General features: G+C 60.0%; 12 protein-coding genes and 1 pseudogene. 5 read left to right on the top strand and 8 right to left on the bottom strand.

Annotated elements, in window-relative coordinates:
• The first annotated feature begins 6 nt into the window (after positions 1–6).
• Genes QA640_RS31395 through QA640_RS31375 form a run of 5 tightly spaced genes read left to right on the top strand, consistent with a single transcriptional unit; the run spans position 7 to position 6083 of the window.
• Positions 7–1884, top strand: a complete 1878-nt coding sequence (locus QA640_RS31395) for an IucA/IucC family protein (protein WP_283042945.1) — start codon at positions 7–9, stop codon at positions 1882–1884.
• Complete coding sequence (locus tag QA640_RS31390; RefSeq protein WP_283036708.1) at positions 1881–3098, top strand: MFS transporter; 1218 nt, start codon at positions 1881–1883, stop codon at positions 3096–3098. The genes QA640_RS31395 and QA640_RS31390 overlap by 4 nt, the downstream gene beginning before the upstream one ends.
• 2 nt (positions 3099–3100) lie before the next feature.
• Positions 3101–4270: an ABC transporter substrate-binding protein gene (locus QA640_RS31385; RefSeq protein ID WP_283036707.1), complete on the top strand. Its 1170-nt coding sequence runs from the start codon at positions 3101–3103 to the stop codon at positions 4268–4270.
• A complete protein-coding gene (locus QA640_RS31380; protein WP_283036706.1) occupies positions 4270–5337 on the top strand; it encodes an iron ABC transporter permease in 1068 nt (355 codons plus the stop codon). Before QA640_RS31385 ends, QA640_RS31380 begins: the two co-directional genes overlap by 1 nt.
• Positions 5331–6083: an ABC transporter ATP-binding protein gene (locus QA640_RS31375; protein ID WP_283036705.1), complete on the top strand. Its 753-nt coding sequence runs from the start codon at positions 5331–5333 to the stop codon at positions 6081–6083. The genes QA640_RS31380 and QA640_RS31375 overlap by 7 nt, the downstream gene beginning before the upstream one ends.
• A gap of 201 nt (positions 6084–6284) precedes the next feature.
• Here the strand turns inward: QA640_RS31375 and QA640_RS31370 are convergent, their stop codons facing one another.
• The 8 genes and pseudogenes from QA640_RS31370 to QA640_RS31330 all read right to left on the bottom strand — a co-directional run bounded on the left by QA640_RS31370 (position 6285) and on the right by QA640_RS31330 (position 13210).
• Positions 6285–6734 (bottom strand): phosphotransferase, encoded by a 450-nt coding sequence (locus QA640_RS31370; RefSeq protein ID WP_283036704.1) that lies wholly within the window; start codon positions 6732–6734, stop codon positions 6285–6287.
• A gap of 68 nt (positions 6735–6802) precedes the next feature.
• On the bottom strand, positions 6803–7123 hold the full coding sequence (locus tag QA640_RS31365; RefSeq protein WP_283036703.1) for a hypothetical protein: 321 nt from the start codon (positions 7121–7123) through the stop codon (positions 6803–6805).
• Positions 7124–7424: 301 nt separating this feature from the next.
• Positions 7425–8837 (bottom strand): HAMP domain-containing sensor histidine kinase, encoded by a 1413-nt coding sequence (locus QA640_RS31360; RefSeq protein WP_283036702.1) that lies wholly within the window; start codon positions 8835–8837, stop codon positions 7425–7427.
• On the bottom strand, positions 8834–9517 hold the full coding sequence (locus QA640_RS31355) for a response regulator transcription factor (protein ID WP_283036701.1): 684 nt from the start codon (positions 9515–9517) through the stop codon (positions 8834–8836). The genes QA640_RS31360 and QA640_RS31355 overlap by 4 nt, the downstream gene beginning before the upstream one ends.
• A gap of 436 nt (positions 9518–9953) precedes the next feature.
• Positions 9954–10079, bottom strand: a pseudogene (locus QA640_RS31345) (winged helix-turn-helix domain-containing protein); the annotation flags it as partial.
• A gap of 832 nt (positions 10080–10911) precedes the next feature.
• A complete protein-coding gene (locus QA640_RS31340) occupies positions 10912–11508 on the bottom strand; it encodes a DsrE family protein (protein WP_283036700.1) in 597 nt (198 codons plus the stop codon).
• Between the two features lie 35 nt (positions 11509–11543).
• On the bottom strand, positions 11544–12092 hold the full coding sequence (locus QA640_RS31335) for a hypothetical protein (RefSeq protein WP_283036699.1): 549 nt from the start codon (positions 12090–12092) through the stop codon (positions 11544–11546).
• 68 nt (positions 12093–12160) lie between these two features.
• Entirely contained in the window at positions 12161–13210 is a 1050-nt protein-coding gene (locus tag QA640_RS31330) for a TAXI family TRAP transporter solute-binding subunit (RefSeq protein WP_283036698.1), read from the bottom strand.
• Between the last annotated feature and the right edge of the window lie 7 nt (positions 13211–13217).

Raw genomic sequence — 13217 nt, 5'->3', positions numbered from 1 at the left:
GAGTGGATGTCTTCCTCCGCAGATGCTGATCAGGTGCGTGCCGCGCAGTTTTGGTTGGACGCATCGCGCAATGCGCTCAACCGGTTGGTCCGCTGCTTGTTCGCCGAGCGTCTTCTTGAACCAGATGCTTTATTGTGGTCGCGCGACGGTAACAACCAAGCGTGTCTCCCCCTTCGGCTGTCACGCCGGGTCCTGCATTTCAGCGATCTGCGTCGTGCGCCTGCCGGAACATTTCGAAACCGTGGTTCTGTCGAAGTACTGGACGAGACCGGCGCTCGGTACCGGGTCGATGGTCCCTCCGACCTCATCCGGCAGGTCGCGCCCGCCTTGGCGATCTCGCCTGCCTCGGACGGCCTCGAGCATCTCATACGCGACGTCGAGGACAGCATGCGCAACGACGTCCTGGCGCGTCAGCACCGGGAGCACTGGAGCGCCGATCTGCGAGAGAAAGTAACCAGAGCAGGCGCGCGGGGATTCCTCGCCTATCTAGAAAAGAGCCTGCCGCCACACCTGGCGGCCATGACTCTCGATCAGTGGGGCGCACTGGAAGGTCACCCCTTCTATCCGACATGGAAGGCGAAACCCGACCTGTCGCCCGAGGACGTCACGGCTTTGTCGCCTGAGTTCGGTGCTCGCGTGCGCGTTCGAATAGCAGCGCTGCGCAGAGAATGGTCCTATGTGGAGAAGATGCCGCATGTTGGCAGCTATTCGGAATGGTTCTCACAAAACTTCCCCGAACTCTGGCGTGACTGGGCCGAAGGATTGAATCGACGTGGAAAGTCTCCCGACGATTGGCTGCCTCTACCTGTCCATATCTGGCAACTCGACAACTTCGTGCGTCGTGAATTCGCGTCCGAGATAGCTACCGGAGTTTTCGACCCCAATGGCCCGGAAGTCGTGACGCTTCCGTCGATGTCGTTTCGTACAATGCTGCCGGACACACAGGAACCGAGGCCCTTTATCAAACTGCCGGTGGCGATCTGGATGACCAGCGAGCAGCGCACTCTGCAGGCCAAGTCGATCCACATGGGACCGCGTCTCAGCACCCTGATTTCCGATATTCTGTCAAACGAGAGGGATCTTTCTGACAGATTGGAGATCTTCACCGAAGAGCTGGGCGCAATCCTGCATCACCCTGTAACGGGGGACGAGCATCCGGGCCGCTTTCTCTCGGTCGTCTACCGCAGCTCGGACGCTCTGGCGCGAAATGATGGACTGTTGCCGGTCGCCGTCGCGGCACTCTTAACGGCAAGCCCGGTCGATGGCCGGCCGCTCATTTGCGAATTGATTGCGAGAAATGGCGATGAAAGCGAAGCAGCTGTCTCCGCGTTCTTCCGAGCCTATGCAAGGACCGTCGTCGGGCCGACGCTCGCTATGTATCTGCTTTACGGAATCGCCTTTGAGGCGCATCAGCAAAACAGCACGATCCTGTTCGATGAAGCCGGCCGCCCGCGAAAACTGCTGATCCGTGATTTCGGTGATGGCCGCAGTTTTGCGCCTCTCTTTAGAGAACGAGGACACCATCTGCAGCCTTTCTTTCGGGCGGGGATCTTACCCACGACGTTCGATGACGACATCAGTCTCGTGCGCTCATTTGTTGTCGGCGCCTGCTTCGTCTGCCACCTCCACGAGGTGGCACTGTGCCTCCACGAACATTACACCCTATCGGGTACAGGCCTCTGGCGGATCCTGCGGGAAGAGACCGAAGCAGTTTTCGATGCGCTCAGGCCGCGCATGTTGTCGGACGTTTTCTGGCAGGAGGAACGCACGGCGTTTCTTGAAAAAAACTGGCCGAGCCGCTCGGTGCTACGGATGCACCTGGAGCGGTATCGCGACTATCGCCTTGAGCACGAGCTGCCAAATCCAATGGCGGGCGCGGAATGACAAATGCTTCCGCCGCCGTTCGCGGCTTCGGACCTGTCTTTGTTTTGCTGTTCGGCCTGCAATTCATTTCCATGGGTGCCATGGAAATGAGCGGTCCATTCTGGCCGATCCAAATCAAGGTGTTGAGCCCATCCGACAGCGTCTTCGGACTGGCAAGCGTTGCCGTCTATGTTGGCCCGATGATAGGCATGTCTCTGACCAGCGCCCTTTGGGGACGAGTCGGCGATCGCTACGGTAATCGGCTGATGATGGTTCGCGCGCTTGGCGGTCTGGCGGTCACGCAACTACTTGTTGCCGTTGCACAGGATGTCTGGACGATCATGGCGCTGCGTTTCTTGCAAGGCGCCTGCGCCGGCTATATCGCGCCAGCGCAGGCCTATGGCGTTCAAATCACCGGCGGGAAGGATCGCGCGAGTCTCTTCGCCTGGCTTCAGGTTGCTACCAATGTGGGCTCGCTGGGCGGCGCTTTTCTGGGTGGGCTCATTCTCGATCGCTTCCCTTTTGCCGCAGTAAATCTGACGGCCGGGGTAATTTGTGCGCTGTGCGCTGCGGTTGGCTGGTCGAGCCTGCCCGTACCGGCGCCGGGAGCTATTGCTGCCAATTCCGGAAAAGCGGTTGCCGCAAAACCCACGGCGTCGACCGGCGTTCCGATCGCAGCTCTTCTTGCCTTGATGGGGATGCTGCTCGCCAGCCGCACGGTCCTGCAGGTTCCTTTCTCACTGTACATGACCCAGGTATTTGGCACGCCGCACTGGGTCGCCGGGCTCACCTACGGGCTGTTGGCATGCGGCTTTGTCGTAGCCGCGCCGCTGTGGGCGCGACTCTTCGAGAATCGAACGCCATCCTATGTGCTGGGGGGCAACATGCTCATTTCGGCCGCGTGCGTTTTGGTTACGTATCTGGCGGGCAGCGCGGGCTCCGTTGTCGTATTCGCGTTCCTGTATTTCATCTGGGGCACGCTTCTTGGGGGAACGACGCCGGTCCTTCTTGCGCTCGTTTCGGCTGCCGTGGCTAACGATCGGCAAGGATCGGTTCTGGGCCTTGCGCAAGCGTCCCAGCAAATCGCTTCCGCGAGCGGCATCATTGTCGGCGTCGGCGTTACGCAGCTCTTCGGTCTTGAAGCGGCGTTCCTGCTCGTCGCCACGCTCTACGCCATGTCATTCTTGTCAGCGCTCGGCATCTGGCTCAAGACTGCGCACCCCAAAGGAAGCTGACCATGACGGAACACCGATCGCTGCTACATGCCGTGGTGACGACTCTCGTCCTGATCGGCTTGCCTCCAGCAGCAGCATCTGCCGGCGAGCCTGGACTGACACAGACGCAAGCGCCGCTGACCCTGACTGATATCGCGGGTCGCCAGGTGACGCTCAAAGTACCCGTCAAGCGCATGCTTCTGGGCGAGGGTCGGCAGCTCTATCTCATTGCCTCGCTGGAACCCGAAAACCCTTTGGCTCACGTGGTTGCCTGGCGCACCGATCTGATCACGGCCGACCCAGCCACTTACGCGCAATATCTCGACGTGTTTCCCGAGTTGGCGAAGCTGCCTGCCTTCAAAGGCCAGGAGGACAGCTTGATCGACATCGAATCGGCGATCGTCCAGAAGCCTGATGTGGTGCTGCTCAACCTTGAATCCATGGAAGCCAACAAGGACGCCAACTACATCGAGAAGCTCGCGGCATTGAACATACCGGTTCTCTATATCGATTTTCGTCACCGTCCCCTGGAAAACACCGAGCCAACCATTCGGCTTCTGGGCAGGATCATGGGGCGCGAGGCGCGTGCGGAGGAGATCATCGCATTCCGCCACCAGGCCATGGCCGCGGTTGCCAACGTACTCGACGCCAAACAACCGAAACGCCCAAATGTATTTGTCGAACGGATAGGCGGTTACTCACAGGATTGCTGCCTGTCTTTCGGCGCGGATAATTTCGGCAAATATGTCGAACTCGCTGGCGGCCACAATATCGGCAGCGATATCATTCCTTCGACGTTCGGGCAGGTTAGCCCCGAACAGATCATCGTCGCTGATCCCGCGCATGTGGTGGTTACCAGCGCCGACTGGCAAGCCTATGTACCCGGCGGCCACTGGATTCCGCTCGGGCCGGGGGCGGATCCTCGCCTGACGCGCAAGAAACTGGAATGGTTCGTTACTCGCGACGCCTATACCGGTATCGCGGCAAAGACGACTCGGAATTTTCACGGCATTTGGCACCAATTCTACAACAGCCCATACGAATTTGTCGCCGTCCAGCAATTGGCGAAGTGGTTCCACCCCGACCTGTTCGCCGATCTGGACCCTAATGCAACCTTCGCCGAATACCATCGTCGCTTCCTGCCCATCGCCTACCGGCCCGGCTATAGCATCAGCCTTTCCGACAGCCGGTGATGACAGATATTCATACCGAAACACTGTCCTTAGCCGGACGCGGTGCCTATCAAGCGCTCAGCGTCAGGCGGGGGATCGTTCTCCTTGTGCTGGTGATCGGGGTTTGCATCGCATTGGTCGGCGACCTCTCGACTGGACCGGCCAGCTACGGGCTTGGAGAGGTCGTGCGGACGCTCGTCTTGCCAGCAGAGGTGGATGCGCAGATGCGCGTTGTTGTCTGGTCGATCCGCATGCCGTCGGCCCTTATGGGCGTCGTGGTCGGTGTGGCGCTTGCCATCGGCGGCGCTCAGATGCAGACCATCTTGAACAATCCGCTGGCGAGCCCGTTCACGCTGGGCATATCCGCCGGTGCAAGCTTCGGCGCAGCCCTTGCACTCGCTTTCGGTGTCGCGCTGGTTCCCATGGCAGGCGACTACGTCGTCGCGGCTAATGCTTTCGTCGTGGCCATGGCAACCGCCTTCCTGATCCATTTGGCCAGCCTTCGGCGCGGAGCCTCGATCCAGATGATCGTGCTTTTGGGCATCGCTCTGGTTTTCAGTTTCAACACGGCCCTCGCTATCATCCAATATTTGGCCGCCGAGCAGGCGGTCGCGGCTATCGTGTTCTGGACCATGGGCAGCCTCACCAAGGCAACATGGCCCAAGCTCGCCATCACCGCGCTCGTCGTGGGTCTAACCTTGCCGGTCTTTCTGCGTCGCCGGTGGCAATTGACTGCGTTGCGTCTTGGCGAGGCGCGTGCGGCGAGCTTCGGCATTCCCGTGCGGCGCCTACGGCTCGAAACGCTGATCCTTGTTTCCCTTTTGTCGGCGATCCCTGTCGCGTTTGTCGGCACGATCGGTTTCATCGGTCTCGTAGGCCCGCACATCGCCCGCATGATGGTCGGCGAAGACCAGCGCTTCCTGCTGCCCGCCAGCGCGCTGACTGGCGCGCTGATCATGTCGCTCAGCGCCATCCTGGCCAAGATCGCGGTACCCGGCGCCGTCCTGCCGATCGGCATTGTCACCTCGGCGATCGGGTTGCCGGTCTTCCTCTATCTGATCCTGAGAAGCGGAAGAGATATATGGTAGCGCTGAGCACGCATCGCCTCGGCGCCCGCTTCGGATCACGCCAGGTGCTACGCGATGTGACGCTCCCGCCCTGTTATGGCGGCGAGGTGGTGGCCGTCATTGGTCCGAATGCCGCGGGCAAGTCGACGCTGTTCCGGCGCCTGGCAGGCATTCTTCCGGGGCCCGGCGAGTGCCGGTTGGAAGATGTGCGCGATGTAGATCGCGCCGTCGCCTACATGCCTCAGGACCAAACGGCAAGCGCAGTGCTGACCGTATTCGAATCCGTCCTTCTTGCGCGCAAGCAGGTCAGCGGCTGGCGTCTGGAGAGGTCCGATCTGGTGGCGGTGGACGAGGCGCTGGCAGCACTCGATTTGCGCGATCTTGCCAATGAAATCCTCTCCGAGCTGAGCGGTGGACAGCGCCAGCTCGTCGGGCTTGCTCAATGTCTCGTGCGCGAACCGCAGGTGCTGCTCCTGGACGAGCCGACCAGCGCGCTGGACATGCACCGCCAGCTGGAGGCGATGAGGCAGGTGCGCAGCCTTGCGCGTGACGACGGTATGCTCGTGCTGATCGCGCTGCATCATCTCGACCTGGCACTGAAATTCGCCGACAAGGTTGCTATCCTCTCTGATGGAACGTTGCACGATTTCGGCGCAGCCGCCGCCGTCCTGACGCCAGAAAACCTTGCCGCAACCTTTCGCATTAGGGCACGTGTCGAATTGTGTTCGCACGGTAGGCCACATCTGATCGTCGACGACGCGATCTGACGCCTACGCGTCAGGGGCTGGCCGGTCTCCGTCGTGGGGCGCGACGATGGCACCACCTTAGAATTGTCGACGGTGAAGTTTTTCGCTGTCTACACCGGAGAAAGCGGTGCAAGCGCACGCCGCGAAACCTCTTCCCACAATTGATCGGAGAGAATGCAGAAACGGGCGAGAAACAGCAGAGAGCGAAGTTCGGCCAAAGCGTCAAAAAGGGGCAGAGATTCTTTTTCGGCAACCGAAAGCGGCCGGACTCTCTCGTAACCGCCAAGGATCGAAGCGATAAGCCCATCCGGTGTCCGCGGCGCGGTCATGCCGGAGATGCCATGCCTGTGTCCCGAGATCGAGCATAAGGGGACCATGTCCGGATTCGTCGAAGTCGAAGAAGGTCACCCGGCGATCCGTCGCGCGCGCGTTCGCTGTCCACGCATCGCCATGACAGTTTCCTTGCGGCAGGCCTAACTTTGTTACCCCATGGAAGGCGGACTGCCAAGCGCGGTTGATCTTGGGGAGAAGGGCTTCGAAGGCGCGCACCGGTCGCAGGGCGTCGATCGCATCTCGCCAGATTTCGGTCGGCTGAAGCGATCGGACGTGGGTGCGGGGAAACGCCAGAGCGGCGCCATGCAGCTTTGCCAGCGCTTCGCCAAAGAGCGCCATATCGTCAGAAGACGTCGTGATGCGTGGTTGGCTGCAAGGAGGGCGTCTTCGCGAAGACGCCCTCAGCCTCACCAGTCCGACGCCGCGTCATTGTAGCCGTCACGATATCCCGAAGAGTAGCCATAGCCCGAATCATATCGGTAGCCGGAAGAATAGGGCGGCTCGTAATATCTATAGACGCGACCCCTCGGCCGATAGACCGGGTAGTCGTCATAGACATAGACAGGGGCCCGGTGCGAATTCGCGATGGCGCCCCCCGCAAGTGCGCCGACTGCGAGGCCGCCAATGATACCCGCCGCGATTGCACCATCGTCCGCGTGCGCACGTGTTGGCGACAACGAGGTCATAGCGATCAGCGCCGCGGCTCCTATCAATGCTGGCTTCTTCATATGAGTTCCTTTGTCGGAAGACGATGTTAGTCACACTGGAACGCTAGGCCTAGAGCATTGCCATAGCATTACGCAGTCTCTGCTGCGGACATTTGCCGCAACGGTCATCTGGGGTCATGCTCGCGAATGACGACTTTGGCGCATGAAAACGACAAAACTCAAGGTCGCTATCATGCTCTACAAATTCATCGACGATGAGTGGGGCGCCATCGAGTCAGTGACGAAATTTCCCAACCGGGTAGCTTTCCGCGAGTGCGCCGCGTCCTCAAATCCAATCGCCGGCTATGTCCGAGCGAACAAATTAGACGGGCGTTTTTTTGCGCTCGTAGTCGCGAGCCGGAATTGACGGCGATTCAATCGGCGGAAATCTCAGGACGATCGTGGCGCCGCCACCAGGCGTATCGTCAATCGCCACCAGCCCTTTGTGCAAAGCCATCACTTGCGCGACTATGGCCAGACCAAGTCCCGTGCCATCACTATCCTGACGGCCGCGTACGAAGGGTTGAAGTACCGCAGATCGGTCTCCCGGTGCGATTCCCGGACCGCGGTCGATTACGCGCACCGTCGCTGGAGTGTCCACCTCAACCAAAACCCGCTGACCTTCTCGGGAATGCCGCAGCGCATTGCGAATGATATTGGCGAGCGCAATCCTGATCGCCTGGTCGGACCCGTAGGTTTTGATGGACCCGCCCGGAGCCGAGAATTCGATCTCAACGCCAGAATCCAACGCGCTGGGCGCATGTTCGGCGGCGATCTGCTTCGTTGTCGCGACGAGATCGATTTCCGTTTCCTGAGCCGGCACCGAGGATAGACGCGCCAGTTGAAGAAGCATTGTTATAATCGAAGACAGTGATTGCAAGTCGGAAACGAGCGCCGTTTTCAGTGCTTTGTCGCCGACCCCCTCCAGCCGTGTCCGCGCCCGTGCCAACGGCGTGCGCAACTCGTGCGCTGCGTTGGACAGAAAGCGACGCTGTGCCGAGGTCGTCGCGTCAATGCGCTCGAGCGCCCGATTGAAAGCGCTGACCATCGGGATCAGCTCTAACGGTGCGCTCTTCTCAGGCAAGCGGATGCCCTCGCGCGTTCCGTCAATCAATTCGGCCGAGACCGCAACGCGGCGCACGGGGCGCGCGATCAACATTGGAACGATTACAATTGCAGCTAGAATTGTGCCAACGAGCACGATGAGGATAGGTATCCTTATATATGAAGTATCCTGGACTGTGCTAATAAACATCTGCCACCGACTATAGGCGGCTCCGCCGACCTCCATCAGAATCTCGCCAGCATCTGTTTGGTCAACCGCCGCCGAACGAGAGAGCCGCATTGATGTATCGTTCACTGCGTATTCAGAAAACGATGACTTCTTCTGCTCATCAGCTAAGCCTGCCAAAACCCGTATAGGCACTGGTCCGTACTGGATCACGCTCCGGCCATCGGAGACGACGTACCAAAAGCCTGAAAACTTACGTTTGAATTCTAAGAGCGTTGGCGTCACCTTGGCTGCCTTCGTACTATGCTCGTTGATGGTCAGCTCTCCGCGTTCGTCGCGACCAATTGCGGCCTTAATTGCCGTCGCAGCGTCGGAATGCGCAAAGGTGCCATCGTCGTCCATAAGACTGAACTGCAGGATCAGCACACATGACAGGATAACGGCGATCACAAGGCTCAAAAGCGCTGCGGCGATTAGCGTAATCGAGCCGCGGATGCGGTTCATCTGGTGTCGCACAAGAGGTAGCCCAGCCCGCGCAATGGCTTGATGCTCGCTAAGCAACCATTGTCGCGCAAGCGCTTTCGTAATCGTGAGATGTGCGCATCGATCGCGTTCGACTGGATTTCGTCCTCGAAGCTGTAGGCGGCCGCTTCCAGCGTATCCCGCAAAACGACTTGCCCGGATCTCCGCGCGGGCGCTTCCAGCAAGGCAAGCTCGCGCCGTGGGATGACGAGTGGCTCGCCGTCTATATAAGCCATCCTTGACGTGGAATCGAACATCAGATTGGCAACCGTTACCCTGCCTCTTTGATCCAATTGAAGCCGACGGATGACCGCCTTGGCGCGCGCAATCAGCTCGATCGGCTCGAAAGGCTTAGCCAAATAATCGTCAGCTCCGGCGTCAAGCGCGCGCGCTATGTCGTTTGGATCGTCAAGCGCAGTCAGAACGAGCACGCCGGGCCGCGGTTGCAACTGCTTCAGTCGCGCAAGTAGCTCGACGCCATCGCCGTCGGGTAAATGCCTGTCGACCACAATCAAGTCGAATTGACGCACTGAGATCGCCGCCAGAGCCTCGTCAAGCGTTATGATCTGACGGCTGGGCCGGCTCCCGGTCGGCCTGTCGCCGAGCTGCGCGCCAGAAGCCTCGAAGATCGACAATTCTTTGCCTCCGTCATCCAACTCCATGCGACTGTTCGTTAACCAAAGGAGAACCCTCTGACATTGCAGGGTAGATCGTCGGGTTTGCGAACGAACCGACGCGGCTCGCGCCACAGCCCACTCACTACCGCAATGCCGGGAGCCCAAAGAGGGGAGCCGCATCGAATACCAGAACGCCCTCTAGCCCCTGTAGAAACGAGACCATCCGCTTACTCACGAATGTCGATTGCAGACGCATTACGTGATCTGAATCAATCCTGGCTCCGGGCTGGTTCGTTCAATTCAGAGCATCATTGACGCCATTGAGAGGCAGAATAATCTCAGAAATTGAGCCGCCGGTCGGAGATGTCCTGGATGCGGCCCGGCCGTTATGGGCCTCCGCGATAGCACGCACCACAGATAGACAAAGACCAGTCCCACCCGATCATTGACAGTGCGATCTGCCGGCTCAGTCGATACCGCTTCATAGCGCCGCTAGCCGATATCCGATACCGCGAACGACGGACATCATGCCCGATGCGCCAGCCTCATCGAGCTTGCGGCGCAGATTGCTCACATGGCTGTCGACGGTGCGTTCGAGCGCATCACCATCTGTGCTCAACAGGCCTGAGTATTTACCCACAGTTACATGTAGCGGCGCAACGGCGCAGGCTCTCGTCATGTTCGCCAGATCGAATCCAGGTACGGGTATGAAGGTTAGGTTCCGCCATTTGCGATACTCATTCGGATTGCTTTGAGGGACTCTGGCGAAGGTCCTCGCCCAACAAGCTGGAAGGTTTGTGAATATGACGAAGCGGGCGGACCAGGCGGCATCACTTCTCTCACGGCGTGCTCGCAAAGCGCTTCTGACTGGCCGGTTTGCGGCGAGAGGCGGCGGCCGCCCCGCGCAGCGCGCCCGGAACATCGCTCTGATCGCTAGCGCCTACACCCGTGAAGAACTGGCGAACGAAGCTGGAAATGGACCGATCACGTTGGCTGAAATTGATGCTTGGCTCACGGCCATGGGTTTAACATTTCGAGCATCGTCCGGTGCCTAAGGCCCATACGATCGCGAGCTTCGTAATCTATCCGTAATGTGGGACGACGAAACTGACATTCGATCCGAGCAAGTTCGGCGGTCGCGCTAGCCTGCTCTGCGCGTTCGCCAAATGTAGGCCGTTCGGCAAGTGGCTCCAGCCCCGCACTTCCGAACGGCCTGCAGTGCGGCTTGATTAGTACCGTCCATTGTTTCCGGGCCGTCGCTGCTGACAGCCCGCGCGGACCATGGATCGTCTGCGACAAACGCCCCGTGAAATCATGGCGTGATCTAACAGAGTTTGATTCCGCCATTCGGAGGTTCGATCGCTCCCGCCCCAGCGAGAGCCATGAGTTGTTTGGACAAATGGCCTCGTCTGAGCAAGCAATGGCCGGTTTGTCCGACCTTACGGCTTGACGTAAGTCCAGCCCGTCTCCTGCAGTTCCATCACGCGCACGACCCCCGACTTCACGACCTCCGCTTGCCGCACAATCGGGATGTCCTTGTTCTCGGCCTTCTGCATCTTCTCCTGGGTGTTGCCGCAGGCCTTGAACGAAACTTCGGGCGTGCTCAGGGCCATCTCCTCGATGCGCGACTTTACCGGCGACGTGTCGTCACGCAGCATGTGCAGGCCCGGCCCAAACGTGACGACCTCGATCTTCACCTTCTCGCCAGCGTCCTTGTAGTATTGGGCAACGTTCGTCGCGTTGTTGAGCGCGAGATTCATCGCCGCCGGGTCATTCGTGTTCACCTGCAGGATCAAGTGATGTTCCTTCTTCGTTGCAGTGGGATCCTCCATGCGGGCAAGCGCGGAGCGCATCTGCCTTGCCGTCGTTCGCCTCGCTATGTGGTGTCTCGCAGGGCTTGCCTTATGCGCGACAGGCTGCCCTTCCGCCGGCGTCCAGTATTTCCCACCTTGCTCCGCGATCGCGAATGACGCGGAAACCAGAACGACGATCGCTCCCACAGCGGCCGCACTTGCAATATGCTGAAACCTGATCATTAAGCGCCTCCTCGAAGACAATCATGTTCACACAATCAATGGTTGGGTGTTGCGATGGCGCGCGGCCATCTGCACGCCGCGGCCATCTTCGCGCGCGCCGCGTCGAGCCCGGCGAGGGAGAACGTCCCGTCATGGGCGGTCCCGCCCCGAGGCGAGAGAAGGACGATGAACTCCCCACTATCCGGAAGCGACTGTAACAAGCGGACAACATCCCCCGCGAACGCGACGCCGGAACCGAATGCCGGCACCGCTGCTGCGACCTGCACAGCCGGATTATCATTGACGCGATAGGAAATGACCCCATCTCCGCCTTCGCGGGAGATGCCGGGTCCCGCGAGCACCAGCTCCGTCCGGCCGCCGCGACAGCGTATGGATAGCTGCATCGCGGACTCGCTGGTCCCGCTGCGTGACGATGTCGTCGCGGTCGCGATCGGCGAGTAGTCTACGGGCGAGGTCGTCTGGCTGACGATCCATTCGTCTTCGGGCGTCGGGCGACGCTGAGGCGCGATCGTGCGCGTCAATTTATCCAGACACCCCAGGCGCTCCGCGTGTTCCTTCTGGAGGCAGGAGCGAAGTTGCGTCATGGGATCCTCGGCGAACGCGATGCCGCCTGTACCTCCGAGTGCAATAAGAAGCAGGATCGCGGCGCGTTTCATTGCGATGCATGTGTTGTGCGGGGCTGACGATCCAGCCAGGCCTGCGCCGCAGGGACGCGCGTGAGACCCGGAACGGTCGCGGCGAGATTGATGGATTTCCACTTCGGATCGAAACCGGATGTCTGCAATCTGTCGATCCGGGAGAACAGATGGTCGACGAAGCGCGCGACGCGCTCAGCGCGGGTCGACTTGGCCGGCCAATTAAATGACACCAGAGCGGTCGGCACGGCGATCGTCGAAACCCGTTCGCCCTGCTTGATCAGATTGGGATAGTCGGTCGCATCGAGAGATGCGGGAAGATAGTAGTCCTCGAACTTGCTCTCGTACGGGACGGGCAGGAACTTGAAGCCTGGCTCCCACCGGCCCTTCACGAAAGCATCCACCGGCTTCGACGTAATGAAGACGACGGCCGCCATTTCACCTTTGCGCATCTGCTCGAGCGCGACCTGGTGCGGAATGAACGTTTTCTCCACCTCGATATTGAGGCGGCTGAAGATCAGCGGCCCTGAATAGGCCGCAGCGGTGCCCTGGTTGTTGAAGTTGACCTTCTTGCCGGCAAGGTCGTTCAGACTCTGAATCTCCGGCCGAACGAAGATCTGCAGCTCGGACGGGAACAGATTCATGACATACGCAATTCGTCGCTGGATGTCCGACACCTGGCTCTTGTATTCCTCGAGGGCATCGGAATTGATAATCGCCGCATCGATGCCGCGTAGATAGAGCAGGGAATTCAGGTTCTCTGTGGCCCCGCGTGTGACGACCGGAAGAACATGCAGGTTGTCTCCATCGTCAACCACGCGCGCGATCTCCGCCGCGAGGCGGATCGGCGCGCCTTCGAGGAGACCTCCGGCGAGACCGACGGTCCAGGCGTTCATGGAGATTACTTCCGGCCTCTGTTGCGGCGGCACGGGCCGGACCACGTGAGCCTTGTGGGGCCGCAAATTCAGTGGCTGCGCCGCCGCCGAGGGCTGAATGGCCAGGGGCAGGAGCAACGGGACCACGGCCGCGAGCAAGAGCAGCCGATGCAATCCTATGAGCCTTTTCATCGACGAA

The sequence above is a fragment of the Bradyrhizobium sp. CB82 genome (genome assembly GCF_029714405.1).
GTDB lineage: Bacteria > Pseudomonadota > Alphaproteobacteria > Rhizobiales > Xanthobacteraceae > Bradyrhizobium.
This window is presented reverse-complemented; position numbering and strand designations above follow the sequence as displayed.